Genomic DNA, 20,316 nt, shown 5'->3' on the forward strand with positions numbered 1-20,316 from the left:
TTTTTTCTACTTAAACCCTGTAAGTAACTAGATGTCATAAGTATTTATACATTTTGATAAGTATTTACATTTTGTATATTTAGTAATTTACTAAATGTATTAGTTATTCATAATCTTAAATAATTTAATTCTTTGTTTAAATTTTAATGCAAAATACTTTATAAATTTATGATTGAAAAACTTGCTCAATCATATATAATAGTACGTATCTACTCAACAATAAAAATTATAATAAACTGTGTTTTTAACCCTTTCTATTTTAAGATTTTATTTTTATATGATAGTATACATACTTATATAGGTAAGATTTTAGCTATATAAATAGTTTTAACATGATTTAATATGGCATATTATACTATTTTAACTTAAAAATTAACTTATAAATATTAAATTTATATACAGAAGGGAAAACGATATGAATACATTTAAAACTGAAGTTTTATTAAAATATTCTGCAAAAGACATATTTAATATATTTACAAAATCTGCAAGACTAAATTTTCCTAATTTTAATGAGAAAAAAGCAGTAGGAACATTTGTACAGCAAAAAAATAATAAAAGATTTAAGGTTGAAATAACTAATTTCGAAAAAAATAGAGTATATGAGATAAAAACAAGCAATAAAAGAGAAAGTACTATTACTAGATATGAATTAGTACATATTGACTTAGAAAATACAAAACTTATTTTTATTGAAAGTGAGAGCAAGAGGAATATATTTGGAAAAATCAATTCAGCTCTTGTAAGAGTATTGTTTGGAAAAAGGCAACCAGAAGAATTTAATAAATTTATAAAAAAACTAGAAATGGAATTGGAGAATAATAGTGTTAATTTATAGATATAAGTTAGATTATATATTTAAAATTTATCTAAAAACATATTTCTAAGTATTTTATGAGTCCTACTATTCGTTACAATAATTACTGAAAAAACTATTGATAGACATGTGACACTATGACTATATACCACATTAAGAGTATCATTAGCAATAATAATTTTATGTATTATTGCTTTTAGTTAAAAAAAAGAAATTTGTACGATTGTGATAATCAACCAAAGACACCAGAAGAAGCTGTTTTATATACAAGAAAAAGAAATTTTAATATATTTAAAAAAACAATCCCTCTTTATGATAAAGAAGGTATAAAAATTATAGGAAGATTTGAAATCAATTAAAAGACAAAAACTGATAGAATTATTTCCTATCAGTTTTTATTTGTATCTTTAGAATTTATTGTTTTAGATAAAGAAAAAATCAAATTAATAATGTGAGGTGAAAACTTATGCCAATTAATTCTTTTGAAAATTATCCTATGAACTGGAAACCAAAGAGACCTTCAAAAGGTCAAATATTATATAAGGCTCTTGCAGAACAACTAGAACAAGATATCAACAATGGATTTTTATTACCAGGTACTAAATTACCACCCCAACGTGAATTGGCAGATTTCTTAGATGTTAATGTGAGTACTATCTCTAGAGCTTTTAAAATTTGTGAAAAAAAAGGTCTAATAAGTGGAGTTACAGGAAGTGGAACTTTTGTATCTTATGATACACGTTCAAATCTATTCTTGATGTCCAGTAATAATAAAATTACATTTATTGAAATGGGCACAATGAATCCAGATTTCACGCTAGAAGAAATGAATACTTTGTTTAAACACATAATTAAGGAAATAGATTTTAAAACTATATTCCAATATGGACAAAGAGATGGTGCTAAATGGCAAAAAGAAGCTATTGCCAAATTAATTTATAAAGCTGGGCTTGAAACTACATCAGATAGCTTACTTCCTGCAAGTGGTGGACAAAATGCAATTGTTGCTATTTTAGCTGGTTTGTTTCAACATGGAGATAGAATAGGTGTAGACCCATTAACTTATCCTGGAATAAAGACAGCAGCTAAAATGCTTGGGATTCAACTAATTCCAATTAAACAAGAAGATAATGAGATTAGTGAAGAAGGACTATTATATGCTTGTAAAAATGAAAATATTAAAGGTCTATACATAATACCAGATTATCAAAATCCAACTACACATATAATGTCACAAAATGGACGAAAAATGATTGCAAATATTGCATCTAAATACAATTTAATTGTTATTGAGGATGCTATTCATAGTTTACTTAATGAAACACATTTAAATCCAGTGGCTTCCTATCTGCCCAATCAAACAATTTATATTACGAGTTTATCAAAAATTATTGCACCTAGTTTACGGCTAGCATATATCTCTACACCTAAACAGTATCGAGAGGCATTATCAAGCGCATTATACAACATTAATCTATCTCAATCTTATTTTTTAACAGAAATTGCTTATCGCATGATTACATCAGGTGAAGCCGATAAATTAATTAATGCACGCCGTAAATCTGCAAGAAGAAGAAACAAGATTATTAATCAATATTTATCTGGATATAATCTTTTGGGAAATGAAGAATGTATATTTAGATGGTTGATTCTACCTGATGGAATAATGGCAGAAAAATTTGAGATACAAGCACTTAAAGAAGGTGTACAGGTCTATGCTTCTGAACGTTTTGCTGTTGGAAAAGAAAAACCAATTTCTGCAATAAGAATAGCTGTATGTGCTACAGAAAGTACAGAAGAACTTAAAGCTGGTTTGAGCGTATTAAAAAGACTATTAGAAGAGAAAAAATAATTGTATTGCACACAATATTTTAATTGTGTGTATTTTTTTTTGTTGTTAAAATAAAATTACACCAGATAGTAATTAACTTATAGAGATTAATATGTATTATTACATCATAATAACAAATAGATAAAATTTAATAACCGTTTAAGATTATCTATTTGTTGTATAGTATTTTATATATTAATCCAAATTTATTTTTAATTATAATTGCAATTATACAATTAATCTATTTTTCTGTTTTACGAATACTTTAATACATTTAATACAAAAGGAGTGATTTATTGTGGAAAGAACTCAACAATTAAAAGAAAGCTTTATTGCTTCAATTCCTATATTCTTAGGTTATATACCTATAGGTATAGTAGGAGGAATACTATTACAAAAATCTGGTCTTTCACCTTTTCAAATAGCACTAATGGTAACTTTAGTATTTGGAGGAAGTTCTCAATTCATTGCAGCTTCAATGATTTCTACTGGTGCAAGTGTAACATCTATTGTTTTGACTACATTTATAGTTAACTTAAGACATTTTCTAATGAGTTCTAATTTGAACATGTACATAAAAAATAAAAGTCCAAAATTTATATTGCCATTTTGTCATACTATAACAGATGAAACTTTTGCAGTTAATTATGAAAAATTTACTGCTGGAAATTGGTCTGATAGAAATGCTATTTATCTTAATTTCTTCTGCTTAATTTCATCAGTTTTAGCTAATTTTATTGGAGCATTTTTAGGAGAAAGTATATCTATAGACAGTTCTATTTCTGGCTTCATATTGACTTCTATGTTTATAGCTTTAATAGTTTCTCAAATAAAAAATAAGATTTATATTGTAGTATTTATATCATCAATCATTATTTCTGTTATTTTATATGCATTATTCAAAAGCAATTTAGTAATAATAGTTGCATCAATTTTAGCATCTTTAATTGGTTTCTTTATAGAAGAATCTTACTGTAAAAAGGAGGAATCTTATGAATAATAATTATATATTTTTTATTATAATTGGAATGTACATTGTTACATATCTACCAAGAGTGCTTCCTATGTTAATTTTTTCAAAAAAAGAGATGCCTGATTTTTTGAAAAAAATCATGAAATTTATACCTGTAGCAATACTTACTTCCTTAACTGCTAAAGATGTATTTTTTAATGGAGATAGTCTATATTTATCTATAGCTAACCCTAAAATTATATCTTTTATGATTGTACTTCTTGTTGCATATAAGTTTAAATCTATTGGTATTTCTATTATTACAGGAGTGATATCTATATATTTATTTGGAATTATCTTGTGATATTTGGATAATGTTTTATTGTATAAGTTATTTTAAAACTATGTGTACAATTTTAATTTAAGTTGTTATATTATTGATTTTAAATAAAAAACAGAGTGACTTAAAGTTACTCTGTTTTTACTCTTCATTCTCTACTGTAAATATTCTAATATATTATAATAAAAGCTTTCGACAGTAAAAAAAATATATATACTTAAATACTATCTCATTCCATATTTGTTATTTCTTCTTCATATTTTTGAAACTCTAAATTTGCTTTAAATAAATCTCCATCTATTTCTATATAAAATTTTCCACCTTGTAAAGCTACTAAATCTCTTGCAATAGCAAGCCCTAATCCACTTCCTTCAGTATTCCTTGATTCATCAGCTCTTTTAAATCTTTCCATAATCTCACTTGGGTCAAAATTTAATTCATAAGAAGATATATTTTTCATAGTTACCTTTACATTTTCACCATAGTCATATACATCAATATAGACTCTAGTTTCTTCTAAGGAATATTTTGCTATATTAGATAAAAGATTTTCAAATACTCTATACATTCTTCTTCCATCTGCCCATATATACACCTTATCATTTGGAACATTTAATTTTAAATATAAATTATTTTTAGATAATTTTTCTTCAAGTTCACCTATACTTTGTCTTAATAGTTGCACTAAATCAATCTTGCTAATTTGTAATTCTATATTGCCACTACTTACTCTACTCGCTTCAAATAAATCTTCTATCAATAATTTTAGTCTTTTTGACTTTGACTCAAGTACATTTATATAATCATTTATATACTCTGGTTGTATTGATTCTTCTTTTTTAATTAAATCTACATAATTTATTATAGAAGTAAGTGGAGTTTTCAAATCATGAGATACATTTGTTATAAGGTCAGACTTCATTCTTTCACTTTTTACTTGCTCTTCTATAGCTCTATCAAGACCTTCTCCAATATTATTTATATTTTCAGCTAAAGACGTAAAATTATCATTCCCAGTAATTTTTATCTTATAATCTAATTCTCCCTTTTTTATTCTTTCTGTACCTTCTATTACGTAACTAAGATATGAAAGTCTTTTAGTTATATATATTGTAAATCCTAAAAAAATACATATAGAAAACAGTAATCCCATACCTATACTTCGAGTGCTAATTACCATGATTAAAGCTAAAGATATTATCACTATAACAATAACTTTCCTTGCTAAAGATACTTTCTTTATAGCGTTACTGACCTCCCTTACAGTTTTTATTAACCATAAAATCACTCTTACTATAATACTTGTCTTAAATATACACATTTTATTTTCTAAATAACTCAATTGCACATTTATAAAAAATATATTATTTGATACTATCAGTAAAGATAAAGAAACTAATGCAATTACATCAATATGATAAGATACAGCAAGAGCATATATAGTTAAAATTGCAATTGAAATAGATACTAATATTACATTAAATTCCATAGGTATCTTACTGTATATTAGTAAAAATACATTATTTCTTTTTAAAACTTCACCTTTTATTTTGATATATAAAATTATAGATAATAAACATATAATTGCTAAACTTAAACTAGCTACAAAAAATAATCTTACTTTTTCTGTAGCTTGTTTAAATATTTGAAAATTAGTATATACTATTCCATCTTCTATAGTTGGCTCTTCTGGAAAAGATACATATGCCTCAAAACCTTCATCTACTTCATTTAGTTCCAGACTCAGATTATTCAGTTCAAATTTTTCTCCATTTATTGTTTTAATATATGAGCTCTTTCCTATCTTATTTATTATCTCTACATTACAATAGCTCTTAGTTTTTTGTTTAAAATCATATAAACTAGCATATGACGTATTTGTATAAAATACTCCTGTGTATGTATTAATAACATACACTTTTATATTTTTTAGATAACTTAAATATTCTTCAGAAGCTTGTTCATTAATCATGATTTTATCATACTCAGAATCACTACTACTTAAATCTATACTTTTACCTTCTTGTTGGAATTTACCTTTTTCTTTACTAGTTAATTTACCACCTACAGATAGCTTAAACTTGGGTAATAGACTTGCCATTGTTCCTTCGTCAAATATATTACTATCATAAAAATCATCAGATATATCAAAAATCCCACTCTTTGTAGAAGTTTTTTGTATATTGTATTTAGGCTCAGCAAGTCCTATTGTCACCAACAATATAGTTAATGGAAATGAGATAGATATTATGATTAATGAAACTAACTTTAATACTCTATATTTCTCCAAGTTGCCCACCTCATCTACATTGTCAGTATTTTATATAAAATAAAGTTTAAGAAAAGCATAATCCCCATAGAGTAAATTAAACTCTCAGAGAAAAAATTAAAACATATTAAAATTCCTAACATTTGTGTAAATGTAAAAATGACTAAAATCAAAATGCAATTAAATATTAAACTCTTTTCTTTTATAATTTTTCCACTAAAATTTTTCAATCTTATAACCAACTCCCCACACCACCTTTAAAAATCTTGGTTCTTTTGGATTTATTTCAATCTTTTCTCTTATTCGTCTGATATGTACTGCTACTGTATTTTCTGAATTAAAACTTTCCTCATTCCATACTTTTTCGTATATCTCATCTATTGAGAAAACTCGTCCTTTATTTTCTAAAAGAAGTTCAATTATTTTATACTCAATTGGAGTCATTTTTATGTTTTCACCATCAATTTTAACTTCTTTTGTTAGTGTATTTAACTCCAAAGCTCCACTTTTTAAAATTTCTTTACATGTATCTTCATAATTACCTAAAGTTACATATCGTCTTAAGTTTGATTTAACCCTAGCTATAAGCTCTAATAGATTAAATGGCTTTGTTATATAATCATCAGCTCCAATATTTAATCCTATTATTTTATCTGTATCTTCACTTTTTGCTGAAATTAAAATTATTGGAATATTTCTTTCTTCTCGTATTTTTACAGTTGCTTTGATTCCATCTAATTTAGGCATCATTATATCCATTAGTATTAGATGAATGTCATTCTCTGTTATTATTTCCAAAGCTTTCATTCCATCATATGCTTTATATATTTTAAATCCTTCTGATTTAAGATATATTTCTATCGAATCAACAATTTCTTTATCATCGTCTACTACTAATATATTGTACATATTTTCACTTCCTCTATTGTATAATAATACTTATCTATATTATACAATATCTTTCACTCCCTTTCTCAACAATGACTAAATTGTTATATTACTTTGGCTTACATTTTTGTAACTTTCCCTTATAACTATATAATAAAATATAAATCTTAAGAAAATATTATCCTAATTCTTAAATATTTCTTAAGATTTAAGATAAATTGAGGTTTATTTGAATAAATTGATTTGAATTATGTTGTTTTCAGATTACTTTCATTTAAGTATTTTGATTGCATTCAGCTGAATTAATGTATATTAATTCTTATTAAACAGTTTCTATTTTCTAGGTGGAAGAATGGTGGAAGAATTACATTTCACTAATTTTCTTCCACCATTCTTCCACCCAAATATACTTAGAAACATTCATTTCACTGCAATAATAGCTACTTATTTAAATTCTATTTTTATACATTCTATCTACTATATACTGTACATATTCTATTAAAATTTATATAACTAAAATACAAACTTATTTCATTTTCTTAACATGTTCAGAATAATAAACAAAATGAAGGTAGAAAAAGTTATAATTTCATACCTTCATTTTATTTATTATGTATCAATTTGTCATTTTCTTATTTCAAATTCTTAAAACATTCTTCGAGTTCACTTAATTTATCTTCATCCACTTCGTCGTCTTCACCATGTAACGCTGACATTAAACTTGAAATTGAATTTTTATGTATGTTCTTCAAAAATTCCTTTGTTTCAAACCTTAGATATTTTTTCTCTTTTACTAGTATATTATAATGTGTAAGTTTGCCTATTTTCTCTGTACTTAAAAACTCCCTTCGCTCTAATCTTTTCAAAACTGTAAATGTAGTTGATTCATTCCACTCATATTTTTCTTCCATTGCAGCAACTAATTCCCTAGAAGTTAATACCTTGTTAGCTTCACAAATATATCTCATAACTTTTAATTCCGCTTCTGGTAATTTACTAATTTTCATAATTCGCGCCCCTTTGCCGATTTATGTATATGTTAAATTCTATATCAATAAAGTTTTACAAACAAGAGAATTAAGGTAAATAATTCCATCCAATTTTTACCATATTATTCTTTTAGGTTTTATAATACTTATCTAATGAGATTGACATTTTACTCATTTTAGGATATTATGAAGTTAACTTCACATGAAGTTAGCTTCATATAGAAAGAGGTTATGGAATGAAAACAAAAGTACGAGAATTTCGAACAAATATGGGTCTAACACAGCAACAACTCGCTGATTTAGTCCATGTATCAAACAGAACAATTATTTCTATTGAAAAAGAGCAATATAGCCCTTCTCTTATGCTTGCCTATCGTATGGCACAAGTGTTTGGTACAACGATTGAAGAACTATGTTGTTTAAAAGAAAATAAAGAAATGGAGGATAAAAAACATGAAAGTAAAGAGTAAACGAAGTTTTATAGTGGGTATTATAGTTTGTGTGTTATGTTGTGCTAGTTTAGTTATTTATTGCATTTTAAAAGATAAAAGATTCCTAATTTCATCATTTCTTTTAATTGTAATAGCAATCTTTAATTTTTGTAATGCTTTTTCAAGAAAAGGCATTGTTGAAGAATTACACGATAGTACAGATGAAAGAGACTTGTACTTAACAATGAAAACAAGTCATATCTTAGTTAAAATTATGAATTATACATTATTTACTTTTACATTTCTTTTCATCATAGCTTATAGTGCATGGAAAAATCAATCACTTCTAGTTATAGCTATAACACTATGTGTCATTGAGATTTTTTTATTTGTTGCATATTTACTTATCAATATATTTTTAGAGAAAAAAGAGTAAATACAAGGGGTGATATAAATGTATTTTAAAACTTATATACTAAAAAGAGAAGTAAATAACAAACAACTAGAGATAACTCGAAGTTTTGACTTAGATAATCTAATTTGTACTGCAACAGAGATTTTGAAAGATAATGAGATTGATTTGATAATTACTGATGAAGTAAATAATGTTGTTTGGAGAAATGAAAAAAGCACTCCCCCAGCAAGAGAATGCTTAGTTATAGCTATAGAAGTGTATTGGTGGTACACTTCTATTTTTTTATTATATCATATAAATTATGTTATCAAAAAGAGCTATTTAAATCGATTTTAAGGTGTGTTGAATAAGGTTCTTGATAGTTTATATATTGATGAATTTCAAAAAAATAAGCACTCTTTATTATAAGGAGTGCTTTGGTGTATGTTAATCTTCTATCTAATACAATTATAACATGTCTTATGTTTTAGTATGATAATTTTCGTTCGCTTTATTATTACAATTTTTACTATAGTTTTATCTATCCTGTTAATATTTGTAATATTTTAGATACTCTTTGTACTTGTGTTACTGATATACTTTGATTAAGAAAAGCAAATTTAATAGGAGGTATCTGCTATGGATTTTGGAAATATCAATCTTATACTTATTGGAATAATAGTTATAATAGGAACTACAATAATATATTTAATTAAACCTAAAACTGCTTTTTGTAGTAAAAAATATTTTAATAAATTAGAATCAATATATGGAAATATAGATAAGAAAAAAACTGTTAAACTAGAAGTACTTTATCGCTATGTAACAGGTCTTGAGTATATAGCAATAGGCTTATTTACAAGAAGATTAGATATTACAATAATAGCAATAATATTAGTAGCCATTATAACAACAGCATTATATTATCTAATTAGAAAGAAATATATAACTATATAAAAAATAATATCTTATAAATAATAAGCCTATCATTATACTCTATTTTTAGCTAAAATCGTTCGACAAATTGCTGATATAAGTTCTTAAATATGCTATAAATTAAAGTATATTATATAACATTGTAGGAGGGATTTTATGGATTTTGGGGAAGTTAAATCAGAGTTAAGTGACAAAGACCTTAAAGATAATGAAGAAGCTTTAAACAAGTATAAAAAATATTATTTAAAAGTTTATAAGTATTATAGTGAAATGGATTCCATAAAAAGTATTCAAGATATAGAAATAGAGCAATCTAGGCTTAAAGGACAGTTACAAAAAAATAGTAACCCCATTTTTGCTTTGTATATATCTATTATGGCTGTTGTATTTTCTACAACAATTAACTTAACATTTGATTTATCAGATATCACTAATTATTTTATTAGAATGATTATGACACTTTTATTTATTGTACTTCTTATTTTTTTAGTTAACAAGGGCATTCTTCCAATAGCTATACCTTATAGAAATAATATACAATTTTATACTACTGCATTAGATGTATTCGAAGATATGAAAAATAAAATACTTAGAGAGAGAAAGTATAAAAAAAGAAGGTAACAACCAACTCTAGTTGCTACCTTCTAATCTATTTAACTAAGTTTTCTACTTCACTAAATGCTTTCTCATTTCCATTTCCACCAATTTGAGTTATATTTCTAAATTCTCTTTTATTTATTAAACTTTTTTGAGTATCACTTATTCCATCTCCAACTAATCGTACTAGAGATTCTGTCTTACCTACAGGTACTCCTACTGATAAAGCGTCAACTAAATCATCTTCTCTATTTTCTCCATTTTTTGGTTAATATAATTCTCTATCTCCATTATACCATTTTATACCAAACAAGCACTTGAAACAGTAGAATATCCAAGTGCTTTATATGTCTATTTATTATTTTTCTCTAATTTTTTCTCAGAAAGTTTATATACTATACTTTCTAACTTATTATATATATCTATATCTGTTTCTCTTATTTTCAAAAGTTTAATTCTATATTCTTCTTTTCTCTTTTCAATATACATATTATCAAGTAAATTCTCACACATTGTATTAATCCCCCCAAAACTAAACTAAATTATTTAATACAACTGATAAATTTACTCAATTTTGTAAAATACATAATAATTCTTCTTCTCACCTGCAATCTTGGTAGGTCTATTATTTTCCTCTATCCAAGTTCTCACCTTATCTATTACACTCTTTGTATATTTATTTACAGTACCAGTCCAAGAACCATTAATTTCCCAAACACCTTTAACTTCACCATCTTCTAAATCAATCTTTTTAATAATCTCACAAACTGCCATCTGAGCTGGTTTATTACTCTTAGAATATATTTTCAGTTTAGATGCTATTTGTTTTGTATCAAAATAATGTTCTTCTTCGTTTATCTCTATTGGTAAATCAATTCCTGCTTTCTTATATAATGTTTTAGCTGTTAATAGTTTTGATTTATTGTCAAAGCCTGCATCATCTAGCAATTCTTTTAACATAGATGTACTGTTATAAACCAACTGTAATTTTTCAATCTCACTTGCTTTTTCTCTCAACTTTTCGGTATTGCATTATTATTTATGTATGCACCAGTTTGTCTTATGCTTGGTAAAACTTCATCACTTATCCAGCCTTGGAATCTCTCAGCTTCTTCTTTTCTTGATTTAAAGATTAATTTATACACTCCACTTTCAGTAAGAAAATTTTCTCCAGCATTATTAAGTTTTCGGATGTCAGTATTACTGATATCCGAATTTCTTAACTTTACAACTTGCTTTTCATTCATAAGTCTTATATTCTCATTAACATTTTTTATGTCTAAACAGTTTACTACATCTTTTGAGTTGAATAAAATTCTTCCTTCAAATTCAAATACTTCAATCTCTTTTCCTTCAAACATCATTAATTCATTTTTCATAATATTACACTCCTTAATAATTGATTTTTTTAAGGAATGACATATACTATAATTGATATACGATAGTATACGTCATAGGGGTTACTCAAACTTTGGTCGGTGGGAGTGACCCTTATTTTTTATTCCTTTTGTTCCAGTTCCTCGTCGATTTTTTCTTCTAGCCATTCTTTCTTGGTTAGATTCTTTTCCTCTAACACTTCATCAAATTTATCTAACTTTTCTTTGTCTAAAAGTACACTAAAACCTCTTTTATCTTTTCGACGATTTTTCATATACTCTGCCCTACTTTTAGTTGCTATTTTATTCACCTCTTTTCTGTAACTCGTTACATTAATAACAATATTGTAACGAGTTACAGTCAATAGGTTTTTACTAACTTTTTCTAATTATTTTACCCAACCGACCAATTTTGAGCAGAATAAAAGCACCTACATATTTGTAAGTGCTTTCTTTGTTTATTTAATTTTGAATCCACATAGTTAATCTAAAACACAATTATTAATTGTTTTATTATTGAAATCACAGCAATTTACATTCCATATAGTTAATCTAAAATGTACCCTGCTAAATTTAATTTATACCGTTGTAGCCGATTTACATTCCATATAGTTAATCTAAAACAAGCATATACACATGTCAGAAGATATTTATAAAAGGATTTTACATTCCATATAGTTAATCTAAAACAAGACTTAACACAGTAACTAAACTGTACATAATTGGTTTTACATTCCATATAGTTAATCTAAAACGATATAATAATGAAACCTTTTTTTAAACTTATTTTCTTTTTTACATTCCATATAGTTAATCTAAAACGACAGCGAACAAGAGGTTTGGGAGGATGAAAAAAGTTTTTACATTCCATATAGTTAATCTAAAACAAATTTTGTAGTAAATTTCTTCATAGCGTCAAAAATTTTTACATTCCATATAGTTAATCTAAAACCCCAAAATAAACTTAGCATTTCCAATACCTACATATATACAATACTCTTAAAATTGCAGTGAGGGGGCAATAGTGCAATTGATAACACTTATCACGCACCCTCAACATCTTAGATTTCAAGTATTAAGCCCTACTTTGTAACAAATATCGCACACTGCAAAACTTCTATATTTTTATTATATCATAAAATCTAAACTATAAAATTAAAATGGAATACTTTGTAAATTTAAAAGCACCTACATACCTGTAAGTGCTTACTATATTATCTATTCTAATAATTCTTTTTTCTTTTTATTATATTCTTCCTATGTAATTGCTCCTGAATCTAGCAACTCTTTTAGTTTCTTTATTCTATCTAGTGGGTCAACCACTCTGTTTTGAATGTAGTTATTATAACTGTTTTTTTCTTGTTCTATTTTCTCTTGTTCTCGCTTCTCTTCTTCTTCGGTTTTAAGTTCAAACTCATTGAATTCTAAATTTTCAACATTATCTACATTATTTTGTATGTTTCTAAAATAATCAATATAAACAGAATTATATATACCGCCGTCATCTTTTGAATGAAACTTAAAGTACGCCTTGCTTATTTTAATTTTTTTAAGATCATTAGCAATTTCTTTTACAAATTTTTTACATTCTTCAGAATTACTAAATTTTTCATTTTGTACAGTTAAATCAAAATACATACTATATCTTTTAAATTTTCCTACTTTTAATTCATATTTCTTCCCCTTATATTCTTGAGGTACTAAAGCCTCTAGCTTAACTTTTAAATCATTTTCTGATATTTCCATTCCATGTTTTTCAATATATCTTTCTTTGTCTACTTCTTCTTGTATTCTTCTTCTTTCCATTTCTTTTTCTCTTTCTACAGTTTCTCTTTGTGCCTTAACAGTCTCAACTTTATTATCTGCTATCAAGGATTTATCTTCCCAAGTTGCACAAAGATAAATTGAATAAGTGAAAAAAAGAACTGACACAAGACCCATAACTATTTTCTTTTCTATAAAAGAATATATAATCAACAAAAAAGCTATCATAACTAAAATATATTGCATAGAAGAAACAGCTATTATAAGTAATACTATTGTTATTATTGGTACTAATATCCACATTATAAAATTCCCCCACAAATTACTCATCTCACTCAATATTATAGCATAATTTGGCAAAACAAAAGCACCTACCATTTAAGTAAGTACTTTCTTATTTACAATTAAATTTATTCATCTAGTTAGATTCATCATCATTGTGTATAAAAAATTTCATATTTTTATTGACTATAAAAAATATTATATGCAATATTTTTTCTAATTTGTGGTATAATAAAAACAAGAAGAACTACAATCTATTTGCGGTAGAGTGAAGTTCTATAACTGAAAGTTATTTTTTACGATGATATTTAAAATTTATATCAATCTTTAAGTCACTCTTTGCGGTAGAGTGGCTTTTTACTTTTTTGATTAACTTGCTAATCAAATAAACTATGTAACTAGCTGTTACACTAGCTAACACATTAAATAAAAAATTATCCATGTATATTCACCTCCCTTCTTATCGTTGGGAGGATAATTTTTTAATACATGAACTCCACTCTATAAATTGTAGATTACATCTTCTTGCTACAATTATTATAACATATAATTCTTACATATTTTTCCTATATCTTACTTTTTATTTTATTTTCTATTTTTTCAATAAAAAGCACCTACATATTTGTAAGTGCTTTCTATGTTTATTTAGTTTTATTGATTACTTAATAGGTTAGTACAAATTCCATACCAACCTAAGAATATCTACATAAAATAATTAAATAATATAATCAATAAGTATTTTTTTTACTCTTTTAATCAAATTATTACCTGTTCCCCAATCAATCTGAAATAGTCCAATTGCACTACCAGTTGAGGTAATTTTAACAAGTGTTTTTCCTGTAGTATTTTCACAAATCACTACCAAACCTGCATCACTATTGCTTCTTGCATAATATTTTTCAAAGATTGTAACTATTATAGACTTATTATTTTCTAGGTTATAAATATCAACAGAAACTAAATCTGCTTCCAAATTTTTTTCTACCATTTTCTGTGCTTCTAGTGGTGTCATCTTTACACTAAATACATCTCTTGCCATATCATTCATCACATCCTAAATAAAAATATACTTTTTTAGTATTTTCTGACACTTTTATCAAACAGTATTCCTATTCCTCCTAGTAAAACCAGTATAGAACCAAAATTTCTATATTGTGAAATAGATTGTTCTAAATATATGTTGTATTGTTCGGTAGCTATTGACCCACCATTTTGTTTTATAATACAATCCATATTAAATTGACCTAGACCTATACAGCAAAATAACACTATTATTCCAATTACAAAAGCAAATATACATATTGTAAGTTTAATATCTTTATTTTCCACCCCTCATAATTTAGATTTATTTGTTGTTTTTTACTTGGTGATATATTATCTACATTATACTATACAACATATATATCCATCTATTTCCAAATTTGTAACATTTTCATATATTAGCAATGTAACTATTTTAACTTTAAATTCTACCTTCTTCTACCTCTCTTTTTCTCTCTTTCAGCTTCTTTCATTGTTTCTTCTTCATCTTCAATTTTAATAAGTATTGAGTCGGCTGCTAATGCTCTCTAATTAACTTCTAAATTCATATATTCACTAGGTTTCCACTTTAGCTTTTGAATACAATAATGAGTAATACTAGCCTGAACCTCCCATGACTAAAGTCACAGGTTTCCTGCTTCACAGAATTTTGCATACTAACATATGTCTTACTAATTCTCCACAGGCTATCCCCGTAGTTCCTACGGTTCTTACATACGTTATTTATTTTGAATTGTTATTAGTCTTAATCCTTCTTTTAATATATTTATACTTGCATTTATATCTCTATCGTGAGTTTCATTACAACTAGGATAAATCCATTCTCTTATATTTAAGTCCTTCACTTCCTCGTTTTTATACCCACATTTATTGCATATTTGTGAACTTGCAAAGAATTTACCCACCTTTACAATTTGTCTACCATGCCAATTAGCCTTGTATTCTAATTGACGAATAAACTCTGACCATGACACATCAGAAATTGAGCGAGATAGTTTACGATTCCTAATCATATTCTTTACTTGTAAATCTTCTATGCAAATAATATCGTTCTCTTTTATTAATTTAGTAGATAGTTTTTGTAGAAAATCATTTCTTTGATTAGCTATATGTTCTTGAAGTCTTGCAACTTTTAATCTTGCTTTATTTCTATTTAAACTACCGATTGTTTTTCTTGATAATTCTCTTTGTAATTTAGCAAGTTTGTTTAATGACTTCTTAAGATTTGAGATAAATTGAGGTTTATTTGAATAAATTGATTTGAATTATGTTATTTTCAGATTACTTTTATTTAAGTATTTTGATTGGATTCAGCTGAATTAATGTATATTAATTCTTATTGAACAGTTTTTATTTTTATACATTCTATCTACTATATACTATACATATTCTATTAAAATTTATATAAATAAAATACAAACTTATTTCATTTTCTTAACATGTTCAGAATAATAAACAAAATGAAGGTAGAAAAAGTTATAATTTCATACCTTCATTTTATTTATTATGTATCAATTTGTCATTTTCTTATTTCAAATTCTTAAAATATTCTTCTAATAAATTTAAAATATCACCATCTACTTCATCATCCTTACTACATAGTGCTGACATTAAACTTAATATTGAATTTTTATGTGTATTCTTTAAAAATTCTTTTGTTTAAAATCTCTGATATTATTTTTTTTACTAATACATTATAGTGTGTACACTTATCTATTTTCTCCGCTTCTAAAAACTCTCTTCTTTAGTAATCTTTTTAATACTGTAAATATAGTTGTATCTTTCCATTCATATTTTTGTTCCATAGACTTGGTGATTTCTCTTGATATTAATACCTTTTCTGATTCCCAAATATATCTCATAACTTTTAATTCCGCTTCTGGTAATTTACTAATTTTCATAGTATACATTCCTTTACCAATTTATGTATATGTTAAATTCTGTATCAATAAAGTTTTACAAACAAAAGAATTAAGGTAAATAATTACATTCGATTTTTACTATATCATTCTTTTAAGTTTCTATAATACTCATCTAATAGGTCTAACTTCTCTTTACTTACATTTTTATGTGTAGTGGTAAGTGAACGCATTATTTTTATGCTTTTACTAGATTTTAGTACCTTTTTCTTAAAAGTATAATATTCTTTACTATCTATTATTTTATAATGAGATTGAGAATTTATAATATATCTAGCCAAATACCTTTTAGCAACTAGCCTTTTTAGTAGTATTTTTATTGTACTTTTATGCCATCCATAAATCTGTTTTATTTCTTTTACAATTTCTTTTTTAGGCATTAGAGTGTCTTTTTTCCATAAATACTCCATTACTATTAATTCTGCTCTTAATAATTTTTCTATTAATATTTCTTCTTTCAATTTATGTCACTTCCTTAATTCTTCTAACTTAAGTTAATAATAGGAGCTTTTTAAGACAAAAACTAGAGGTAAGTTTTACCAAATATTCTACATATTTAGTCTGTTTTTTTGAATGTAAAATAATATTCATATGTATAAATTTGTTTAATTTACAAACAATGCTACCAAACAATAAATAGCTCTATTGTATTATTTTAGTTGTAGAATAGCACTAAATCGTTAGAATCAAAGAGATTTAGTAGCACAAAGCTATATAGGCTAATGCTTATAAAATAAATTATAAGTTATGTTAACAAGTTACTAAAAGCATATTTTATTTTTGTTTTTATGAAAGTTTTTTAGGTATGTAATAATATATATCTTTTAAAATATGTATTCATGTATACATATTTTGACTTATTATACTGATAGTTCATATAATTATTTTGATTTTATAGATACACAGTTAGATGATTTTATACTAGAGCATAAAAAAATGTAGTATAATCTTGTTTATATCAAGTTATGGTATTGGTAAGTAAGTATAATTAAATAGACATTATTTTCTGAGTCCTCTTTTTATTTTCATCTGCTTTTAAATAATATTATTGACATTGATATGACTGTAGTTTTCTTTATTTTAATCCATTTCTTATATCTTTTCTAACAAGAAATGTCATTTTAAATCATTTCCATAAATTGTAAAATAATAGTATATTTGTCATAGAAAGTGATTTTTTTGTCTATATATGGTAAAATATAGAAAGTAGAAATCAACAAAATAAAAATTTATATATTATTAATTTTATATGGAGGGGAAATAAATGAAAAATAAAAAAGGATTTACTCTAGTGGAATTATTAGTAGTAATTGCTATAATAGGAATATTGGCAATAGTAGCACTTCCAGCATTATTTAAAAATATAGAAAAAGCAAAGATAGCTAAACTTGAAGCTGATATAAGTGCAATAAAAAGTGCGTCTCTTAGCTACTATGCAGATGAATCAAAATATACTGAAGGAAACATAATATGGTGGACTAAAAAAGATGGAAAAATAACAGTAAACTCTGGTATTGGTGATGAAGACCCTTTGGCACATAAAATAGAAAATTTAGGCATGCCTTATAATGGTTCGTACACTTTAGTGTCATCTAATGGTAGTGAAGAATACTTAGAATTAAACATAATTATAGATGGAGAAATAAGTAAAAGTGGTCTAGATAAATTAGAAGAAGATTATGGTAGTTCAATAACAATACCAAATGATAAAAATATGATAATAACTTTTTTATCTAATAAATCAGACAATTAAAAATAAATATATAGGTCTGATAATTATTGTTAAAGTAAAAAGAGTTGGTTATAAAAATGAAAAAAGCACTCCTCAAGAATAGAATGCTTAGTTATAACTACAGAAGTGTATTGGCATACACTTCTATTTTTTATTATATCACATAATTTAAAAATACCTATTCAAGTTGTTTTTAAATTATGTTGAGTAATATTCTTGATAGTTTATACATTAATGAATTTCAAAAAAATAAGTACTCTTTATAATAAAAAGTACTTTAGTGTATGTTAATGTCCTATCTAATAAAATTGTAACATGCCTTATGCTTTAGTATGATAATTTTCATTTTCTTTATTGTTGCAACTTATACTATAGTTTTGCTAATTTATCTGCAAACACAACTTCTTTATTGCATGTGTATCAACCAAAAACATCAGAATACTTACTTAATACATATGCAAAATCGTATCTTTCATCTATAGTATTCTTATTTGACTATATAACAAAAAATGAATCGAGATATGCCTTTTTTATAATTGATTTTCCATTTTTATCATTAGATATATTTTATAAATTCTAGCATATCATTTGTTATTTTCTGATATGCTATTGATGTTTTAAATCTTCTATTTGTTTTATTATTTTTTACTTTTCCAATTATACCTTTATAGGAGTTATATTTATGTGATTTATGAAAAAATGCTATGCATTTAAGTTCTAATTTTTTGATAATACATCTAACTTTCTTTTGATTAATAATGATACCACTGTTTTTTAATGTGGCTTCCCTGAGACACACATCTTTTTTAAAAACTCAAGCTCATCTTTTAAAAATTTATTTTCATATTCTAATTCTTGTTCTCTTGTTAATTTATTTTTTCTTTAGTGTTTTTGTTTTTATTCATTATGGTCTTCCTTTCATTTTAGAAAAGGCATCAACACCACTATGTAAAAATTTTTATTTTCATGTTGCTATAACTGTGCTATTGTTTATTCCAAAATACTTAGCGATTTATTGTACACTATATTTAGTTATCATCATATAGTTTATAACATCTAACTTGAACCATATAGTATAGAAAATTTTTTTTATTTTTAGTGCACACTCTCCTAATATATTAACCCATCTTTCAACTTGAGAATGGTTATAAACTCCATATTGTTTTACTATTAAAATATCTCTTCCTTCTCTATTCAAATAAAATTTAGCTACTTTTAATTTGAAATTAAAATCATATTTAGTCATACATAAACATCTCAAGCAGTAGATTTTTGCTCTAACAATTATGGTGCAGTACAAATATTGTATAATACTGATTTTCTATTGACAAAAGAATATAAAAGAGATATATTTGTATCATAAAGATATAAATATATCTCTTTTAAAATTACTAAGGAGGATAAAAAATGATTCAGAAAAAATTTTTTATGGGTTTTTGTGGTTTCCTTGGATTTTTAAGTCTTAGATATTTTTCATCTGGCAATGTTGCTGACCTTACATATATTGGATTTTTTGCTTTTTTCTCAAACTTTATTATAGCAAAAATAAATGGTGATAAAGCAGATGAAAGGTATGTACAAGATGAAAAAGCAGCTATGGCATTTACAGGACAGCTTGCTATTATAGAATTATTCATTTTATGGTGTATTACTATAGTGTCTAGGAATATAGAATTAATGTGTGTTTTACTATCAATTACATATGCAATCACTTTAAATGTTTATGCTATAAAACTTTATATTTTAGAGGAAAAATAA

At 25.3% G+C, this 20,316-nt stretch carries 25 protein-coding genes and 2 pseudogenes; 12 read left to right on the plus strand and 15 right to left on the minus strand.

Annotation, left to right across the window (positions count from 1 at the left end):
- Window positions 1-415 precede the first annotated feature (415 nt).
- The 4 genes from CDIF1296T_RS12040 to CDIF1296T_RS12055 all read left to right on the plus strand — a co-directional run bounded on the left by CDIF1296T_RS12040 (window position 416) and on the right by CDIF1296T_RS12055 (window position 3,964).
- Window positions 416-838, plus strand: a complete 423-nt coding sequence (locus tag CDIF1296T_RS12040; protein ID WP_004454558.1) for a DUF3284 domain-containing protein — start codon at window positions 416-418, stop codon at window positions 836-838.
- Between the two features lie 445 nt (window positions 839-1,283).
- Window positions 1,284-2,669: an aminotransferase-like domain-containing protein gene (locus tag CDIF1296T_RS12045; RefSeq protein ID WP_009893561.1), complete on the plus strand. Its 1,386-nt coding sequence runs from the start codon at window positions 1,284-1,286 to the stop codon at window positions 2,667-2,669.
- Window positions 2,670-2,946: 277 nt separating this feature from the next.
- Complete coding sequence (locus CDIF1296T_RS12050) at window positions 2,947-3,648, plus strand: AzlC family ABC transporter permease (protein ID WP_004454563.1); 702 nt, start codon at window positions 2,947-2,949, stop codon at window positions 3,646-3,648.
- Complete coding sequence (locus tag CDIF1296T_RS12055; RefSeq protein ID WP_004454564.1) at window positions 3,641-3,964, plus strand: AzlD domain-containing protein; 324 nt, start codon at window positions 3,641-3,643, stop codon at window positions 3,962-3,964. The genes CDIF1296T_RS12050 and CDIF1296T_RS12055 overlap by 8 nt, the downstream gene beginning before the upstream one ends.
- Window positions 3,965-4,169: 205 nt before the next feature.
- Here the strand turns inward: CDIF1296T_RS12055 and CDIF1296T_RS12060 are convergent, their stop codons facing one another.
- From CDIF1296T_RS12060 to CDIF1296T_RS12075, 3 genes are all read right to left on the minus strand, one after another.
- A complete protein-coding gene (locus CDIF1296T_RS12060) occupies window positions 4,170-6,230 on the minus strand; it encodes a HAMP domain-containing sensor histidine kinase (RefSeq protein WP_009897457.1) in 2,061 nt (686 codons plus the stop codon).
- Window positions 6,231-6,425: 195 nt separating this feature from the next.
- Window positions 6,426-7,118 (minus strand): response regulator transcription factor, encoded by a 693-nt coding sequence (locus tag CDIF1296T_RS12070; protein ID WP_004454566.1) that lies wholly within the window; start codon window positions 7,116-7,118, stop codon window positions 6,426-6,428.
- A gap of 611 nt (window positions 7,119-7,729) precedes the next feature.
- On the minus strand, window positions 7,730-8,104 hold the full coding sequence (locus CDIF1296T_RS12075; protein WP_009897458.1) for a BlaI/MecI/CopY family transcriptional regulator: 375 nt from the start codon (window positions 8,102-8,104) through the stop codon (window positions 7,730-7,732).
- A 218-nt stretch (window positions 8,105-8,322) separates the two neighbouring features.
- Here CDIF1296T_RS12075 and CDIF1296T_RS12080 point away from each other — a divergent pair, with 218 nt between their 5' ends.
- The 5 genes from CDIF1296T_RS12080 to CDIF1296T_RS12100 all read left to right on the plus strand — a co-directional run bounded on the left by CDIF1296T_RS12080 (window position 8,323) and on the right by CDIF1296T_RS12100 (window position 10,468).
- Window positions 8,323-8,556 (plus strand): helix-turn-helix transcriptional regulator, encoded by a 234-nt coding sequence (locus CDIF1296T_RS12080; RefSeq protein WP_003423177.1) that lies wholly within the window; start codon window positions 8,323-8,325, stop codon window positions 8,554-8,556.
- Window positions 8,540-8,953, plus strand: coding sequence for a hypothetical protein (locus CDIF1296T_RS12085; protein WP_009897459.1), 414 nt, complete (start codon window positions 8,540-8,542; stop codon window positions 8,951-8,953). Before CDIF1296T_RS12080 ends, CDIF1296T_RS12085 begins: the two co-directional genes overlap by 17 nt.
- An 18-nt stretch (window positions 8,954-8,971) precedes the next feature.
- Window positions 8,972-9,268 carry a hypothetical protein gene (locus tag CDIF1296T_RS12090; protein WP_009897463.1) on the plus strand — a complete coding sequence of 99 codons (297 nt, stop codon included), beginning with the start codon at window positions 8,972-8,974 and terminating at the stop codon, window positions 9,266-9,268.
- Between the two features lie 282 nt (window positions 9,269-9,550).
- Window positions 9,551-9,868 carry a hypothetical protein gene (locus CDIF1296T_RS12095; protein ID WP_009897465.1) on the plus strand — a complete coding sequence of 106 codons (318 nt, stop codon included), beginning with the start codon at window positions 9,551-9,553 and terminating at the stop codon, window positions 9,866-9,868.
- Between the two features lie 135 nt (window positions 9,869-10,003).
- A complete protein-coding gene (locus tag CDIF1296T_RS12100) occupies window positions 10,004-10,468 on the plus strand; it encodes a hypothetical protein (protein ID WP_009897467.1) in 465 nt (154 codons plus the stop codon).
- Window positions 10,469-10,795: 327 nt separating this feature from the next.
- Here the strand turns inward: CDIF1296T_RS12100 and CDIF1296T_RS12110 are convergent, their stop codons facing one another.
- The 11 genes and pseudogenes from CDIF1296T_RS12110 to CDIF1296T_RS12160 all read right to left on the minus strand — a co-directional run bounded on the left by CDIF1296T_RS12110 (window position 10,796) and on the right by CDIF1296T_RS12160 (window position 17,287).
- On the minus strand, window positions 10,796-10,957 hold the full coding sequence (locus CDIF1296T_RS12110; RefSeq protein ID WP_004454578.1) for a hypothetical protein: 162 nt from the start codon (window positions 10,955-10,957) through the stop codon (window positions 10,796-10,798).
- Between the two features lie 51 nt (window positions 10,958-11,008).
- Complete coding sequence (locus tag CDIF1296T_RS19730) at window positions 11,009-11,461, minus strand: hypothetical protein (RefSeq protein ID WP_009897470.1); 453 nt, start codon at window positions 11,459-11,461, stop codon at window positions 11,009-11,011.
- The gene (locus CDIF1296T_RS19735) at window positions 11,458-11,823 is read right to left on the minus strand and encodes a BRO-N domain-containing protein (protein WP_009897471.1); all 366 of its coding nucleotides are present in this window, start codon (window positions 11,821-11,823) and stop codon (window positions 11,458-11,460) included. The genes CDIF1296T_RS19730 and CDIF1296T_RS19735 overlap by 4 nt, the downstream gene beginning before the upstream one ends.
- A gap of 119 nt (window positions 11,824-11,942) precedes the next feature.
- Complete coding sequence (gene srl / locus CDIF1296T_RS19555; RefSeq protein ID WP_004454585.1) at window positions 11,943-12,131, minus strand: virulence factor Srl; 189 nt, start codon at window positions 12,129-12,131, stop codon at window positions 11,943-11,945.
- Window positions 12,132-13,077: 946 nt separating this feature from the next.
- The gene (locus CDIF1296T_RS12125) at window positions 13,078-13,887 is read right to left on the minus strand and encodes a hypothetical protein (RefSeq protein WP_018112791.1); all 810 of its coding nucleotides are present in this window, start codon (window positions 13,885-13,887) and stop codon (window positions 13,078-13,080) included.
- A gap of 268 nt (window positions 13,888-14,155) precedes the next feature.
- Window positions 14,156-14,308 carry a type I toxin-antitoxin system toxin gene (locus tag CDIF1296T_RS12130; protein WP_004454589.1) on the minus strand — a complete coding sequence of 51 codons (153 nt, stop codon included), beginning with the start codon at window positions 14,306-14,308 and terminating at the stop codon, window positions 14,156-14,158.
- A 273-nt stretch (window positions 14,309-14,581) separates the two neighbouring features.
- Window positions 14,582-14,905, minus strand: coding sequence for a DUF6054 family protein (locus CDIF1296T_RS12135; protein WP_009897482.1), 324 nt, complete (start codon window positions 14,903-14,905; stop codon window positions 14,582-14,584).
- A 35-nt stretch (window positions 14,906-14,940) separates the two neighbouring features.
- Complete coding sequence (locus CDIF1296T_RS12140; RefSeq protein ID WP_004454592.1) at window positions 14,941-15,195, minus strand: hypothetical protein; 255 nt, start codon at window positions 15,193-15,195, stop codon at window positions 14,941-14,943.
- 431 nt (window positions 15,196-15,626) lie between these two features.
- Window positions 15,627-16,145 (minus strand): annotated as a pseudogene (locus CDIF1296T_RS12150) (RNA-guided endonuclease TnpB family protein); the annotation flags it as partial.
- A 471-nt stretch (window positions 16,146-16,616) separates the two neighbouring features.
- Window positions 16,617-16,808, minus strand: a complete 192-nt coding sequence (locus CDIF1296T_RS20160; protein ID WP_009897485.1) for a BlaI/MecI/CopY family transcriptional regulator — start codon at window positions 16,806-16,808, stop codon at window positions 16,617-16,619.
- Between the two features lie 104 nt (window positions 16,809-16,912).
- The gene (locus CDIF1296T_RS12160) at window positions 16,913-17,287 is read right to left on the minus strand and encodes a BlaI/MecI/CopY family transcriptional regulator (protein ID WP_004454597.1); all 375 of its coding nucleotides are present in this window, start codon (window positions 17,285-17,287) and stop codon (window positions 16,913-16,915) included.
- Between the two features lie 803 nt (window positions 17,288-18,090).
- On the opposite strand from CDIF1296T_RS12160, the gene CDIF1296T_RS12165 reads away from it, so the two are divergent.
- Window positions 18,091-18,579, plus strand: coding sequence for a type II secretion system protein (locus CDIF1296T_RS12165; protein WP_009897487.1), 489 nt, complete (start codon window positions 18,091-18,093; stop codon window positions 18,577-18,579).
- 358 nt (window positions 18,580-18,937) lie between these two features.
- Window positions 18,938-19,138, plus strand: a pseudogene (locus tag CDIF1296T_RS20075) (hypothetical protein); the annotation flags it as partial.
- Between the two features lie 432 nt (window positions 19,139-19,570).
- On the opposite strand, the gene CDIF1296T_RS12175 reads toward CDIF1296T_RS20075, so the two are convergent.
- Entirely contained in the window at window positions 19,571-19,804 is a 234-nt protein-coding gene (locus CDIF1296T_RS12175; protein ID WP_009897493.1) for a transposase, read from the minus strand.
- A 161-nt stretch (window positions 19,805-19,965) separates the two neighbouring features.
- Between CDIF1296T_RS12175 and CDIF1296T_RS12180 the strand changes: the two genes are divergently transcribed.
- Complete coding sequence (locus CDIF1296T_RS12180) at window positions 19,966-20,316, plus strand: DUF3796 domain-containing protein (protein WP_004454606.1); 351 nt, start codon at window positions 19,966-19,968, stop codon at window positions 20,314-20,316.

Origin of the sequence: Clostridioides difficile ATCC 9689 = DSM 1296, assembly GCF_001077535.1 — a bacterium.
Taxonomy (GTDB): domain Bacteria; phylum Bacillota; class Clostridia; order Peptostreptococcales; family Peptostreptococcaceae; genus Clostridioides; species Clostridioides difficile.

Bases quoted from the DNA above. Each gene is read 5' to 3' on its own strand.
- CDIF1296T_RS12055 (WP_004454564.1), top strand. From the start codon at position 3,641: ATGAATAATAATTATATATTTTTTATTATAATTGGAATGTACATTGTT.
- CDIF1296T_RS12125 (WP_018112791.1), bottom strand. From the start codon at position 13,887: ATGTGGATATTAGTACCAATAATAACAATAGTATTACTTATAATAGCT.
- CDIF1296T_RS12075 (WP_009897458.1), bottom strand. From the start codon at position 8,104: ATGAAAATTAGTAAATTACCAGAAGCGGAATTAAAAGTTATGAGATAT.
- CDIF1296T_RS12135 (WP_009897482.1), bottom strand. From the start codon at position 14,905: ATGGCAAGAGATGTATTTAGTGTAAAGATGACACCACTAGAAGCACAG.
- CDIF1296T_RS12100 (WP_009897467.1), top strand. From the start codon at position 10,004: ATGGATTTTGGGGAAGTTAAATCAGAGTTAAGTGACAAAGACCTTAAA.
- CDIF1296T_RS19735 (WP_009897471.1), bottom strand. From the start codon at position 11,823: ATGAAAAATGAATTAATGATGTTTGAAGGAAAAGAGATTGAAGTATTT.
- CDIF1296T_RS12180 (WP_004454606.1), top strand. From the start codon at position 19,966: ATGATTCAGAAAAAATTTTTTATGGGTTTTTGTGGTTTCCTTGGATTT.
- CDIF1296T_RS12130 (WP_004454589.1), bottom strand. From the start codon at position 14,308: ATGGATAATTTTTTATTTAATGTGTTAGCTAGTGTAACAGCTAGTTAC.
- CDIF1296T_RS20160 (WP_009897485.1), bottom strand. From the start codon at position 16,808: ATGAAAATTAGTAAATTACCAGAAGCGGAATTAAAAGTTATGAGATAT.
- CDIF1296T_RS12110 (WP_004454578.1), bottom strand. From the start codon at position 10,957: ATGTGTGAGAATTTACTTGATAATATGTATATTGAAAAGAGAAAAGAA.
- CDIF1296T_RS12165 (WP_009897487.1), top strand. From the start codon at position 18,091: ATGAAAAATAAAAAAGGATTTACTCTAGTGGAATTATTAGTAGTAATT.
- CDIF1296T_RS12090 (WP_009897463.1), top strand. From the start codon at position 8,972: ATGTATTTTAAAACTTATATACTAAAAAGAGAAGTAAATAACAAACAA.
- CDIF1296T_RS12070 (WP_004454566.1), bottom strand. From the start codon at position 7,118: ATGTACAATATATTAGTAGTAGACGATGATAAAGAAATTGTTGATTCG.
- CDIF1296T_RS12175 (WP_009897493.1), bottom strand. From the start codon at position 19,804: ATGACTAAATATGATTTTAATTTCAAATTAAAAGTAGCTAAATTTTAT.
- CDIF1296T_RS12095 (WP_009897465.1), top strand. From the start codon at position 9,551: ATGGATTTTGGAAATATCAATCTTATACTTATTGGAATAATAGTTATA.
- CDIF1296T_RS12080 (WP_003423177.1), top strand. From the start codon at position 8,323: ATGAAAACAAAAGTACGAGAATTTCGAACAAATATGGGTCTAACACAG.
- CDIF1296T_RS12040 (WP_004454558.1), top strand. From the start codon at position 416: ATGAATACATTTAAAACTGAAGTTTTATTAAAATATTCTGCAAAAGAC.
- CDIF1296T_RS12045 (WP_009893561.1), top strand. From the start codon at position 1,284: ATGCCAATTAATTCTTTTGAAAATTATCCTATGAACTGGAAACCAAAG.
- CDIF1296T_RS12085 (WP_009897459.1), top strand. From the start codon at position 8,540: ATGAAAGTAAAGAGTAAACGAAGTTTTATAGTGGGTATTATAGTTTGT.